Here is a 2,178-nt window from a genome sequence, read left to right as displayed (position 1 = left end):
GGGCAGCTGGGTGCGGGCGATCAGGTCGGTGATGACCATGTCTTCCACGCCCAGGCTGCTGCTCTGCACGAGGCTGTCGCCATGCTCAATGCTGGCGTCACGCAAGCGCTGCAGGGCGGCCTCGATCTTGGCGTCCAGCGCCGGCGTCCATTTGGCGTAGAGGCCAATCGCATTGCCGGCCGCAGGCGCGGCGGCCCAGGGCAGGCTGCTGACTTCGGTGTTCACGCCGCACTCCGCAGGAACCAGGGGCGCGTCTCGCCGACATCACCCTGGTAGAAGCCCACCGGCGCGAACAGGTCCAAGGCCTTCTGTGCGGCGGCCTGGGATTGGTCGCCGCGCATGACGGCTTCGTCGAAACCGGTGCGGGTCAACAACTGCATCATGTCGACCAGCACTTCGCCGCGAGCACGGATGGCGCCCTTGAACTTGTAGCGGCTGCGCAGGATGTGGGCCTGGCTGTAGGCGCGGCCATCGGTCCACTTCGGGAAGTCGAGCACGACGACGGCGATGCGGGCCAGGTCGGGAGCGAGCTGGTTGATGTCGGCATCGTTCGGGAACTCGATGGCGACCGGCGTGTTCGCAGGCCAGCGGGTCTTCACGGCATGCCATTGCTCCAGCGAGAGCAGGCGGTTGGGCGCCGGATCGGGATCGGGCTTGGGGCCGTCTTCGCCGATGGCGTGCTTCCATTGGCAGGTGGTGGCGTTGATGAATTTCATGCTCAGTGAGTGCTGGGCCGCCCCGAACTCACTGGCGCCCCCTTGGGGGGCAGTGAGCGAAGCGAGCGTGGGGGCGTTCATACTTTTGCGGTCGAGACGCGAACGGCGTTGGCCGCCGTCTTGAAGGGGTCGAGGCCCAGGCGCTTCACCGCGTTGACGAAGTGTTCTCCAGCCAAGCGCTCGCGCTTGAAGGTGTCGATGACGGCATCAATGGCGTCGGCGATCTCGTCGGCCGCAAAGCTCGGGCCGATGACCTTGCCGGCCACCGTCGTGCCCGACAGCACGGTGCCGTCGCTGCCGCCCAGCGTCAACTGATACCACTCAGTGCCGTCCTTGTCGACGCCGAGGATGCCGATGTGGCCGCTGTGGTGGTGGCCGCAGCTGTTGATGCAGCCGCTGATGTGCAGGTCGATCTCGCCGAGGTCCTCGAGTTCGTCCTGGTCTTGATAACGCTCGGCGATCTCTGCCGCCAGCGGCAGCGAGCGGGCATTGGCCAGCGCGCAGAAGTCGCCGCCGGGGCAAGCGATCTGGTCGGTCAGCAGGCGGGCGTTGGGCGTGGCGAAGCCAGCGGCACGGGCGGCCTGGAAGAGCTCGGGCAGGTCCGAGGCCTTCACCCAGGGCAGCACGAGGTTCTGGCGGTGCGTGACGCGCAGCTCGCCGTGGCTGAACTGGTCGGCCAGGGCTGCTGCGGTGTCCATCACGTCGGCGGTCGTGTCGCCGGGGGCGATGCCGACGCGCTTGAGGCTGAGCGTGACGGCGCGGTAGCCGGCGACGCGGTGGCCGTCGACATTGCGCGCCAGCCAGCGTGCGAAAGCCGGGTCGCTGGTGTCGAGCGTCGGCTCGGCGGCCGGTGCGACGCCGGCCGGGTCGACAAAGCAGGCCGTCACGCGGTCCAGCTCGGCCTGGGGAATGATGTGCTCGTGGCCACCGTTGTCGTCGGCCAGGATGCGGCGGTACTCCTCGTTGACGGCGTCGAAGAACTTCTGGCCCTCGGCCTTGACGAGGATCTTGATGCGGGCCTTGTAGAGGTTGTCGCGCCGGCCGGCCAGGTTGTAGCAGCGCACGATGGCCTCGATGTAGACGAGGATCTGCTGCCAGGGCACGAAGGCGTTGATCTCGACGCCCGGAATCGGCGTGCGGCCCATGCCGCCGCCGACCAAGACCTGGAAGCCGACCTCGCCGGCCTCGTTCTTCTTCAGCTGCAGGCCGATGTCATGCCAGCCGATGGCCGCGCGATCTTCCTTGGCGCCGCTGACGGCGATCTTGAACTTGCGCGGCAGGTGGGCGAACTCGGGGTGCAGGGTGCTCCACTGGCGCAGGATCTCGCAGTAGGGACGGGCATCGACGATGTCATCCGGTGCGATGCCGACGAAGGCGTCGCTGGTGATGTTGCGGATGCAGTTGCCGCTGGTCTGGATGCCGTGCATGTCGACCTCGGCCAGCAGCTCCATCACCGTGGCGC

General features: G+C 67.6%; 2 protein-coding genes and 1 pseudogene. All 3 read right to left on the bottom strand.

The window, feature by feature from the left end; translation table 11 throughout:
- A pseudogene (locus ACXJKR_RS30485) lies at positions 1 to 225 on the bottom strand (hypothetical protein); the annotation flags it as partial.
- Positions 222 to 716, bottom strand: coding sequence for a DUF934 domain-containing protein (locus ACXJKR_RS30480; RefSeq protein ID WP_457326028.1), 495 nt, complete (start codon positions 714 to 716; stop codon positions 222 to 224). The pseudogene ACXJKR_RS30485 and the gene ACXJKR_RS30480, both read right to left, overlap by 4 nt.
- 77 nt (positions 717 to 793) lie before the next feature.
- On the bottom strand, positions 794 to 2,178 hold a 1,385-nt coding region (locus tag ACXJKR_RS30475; RefSeq protein ID WP_457326027.1), incomplete at its 5' end, for a nitrite/sulfite reductase.

This window comes from Roseateles sp. P5_E11 (genome assembly GCF_054049355.1).
This window is presented reverse-complemented; position numbering and strand designations above follow the sequence as displayed.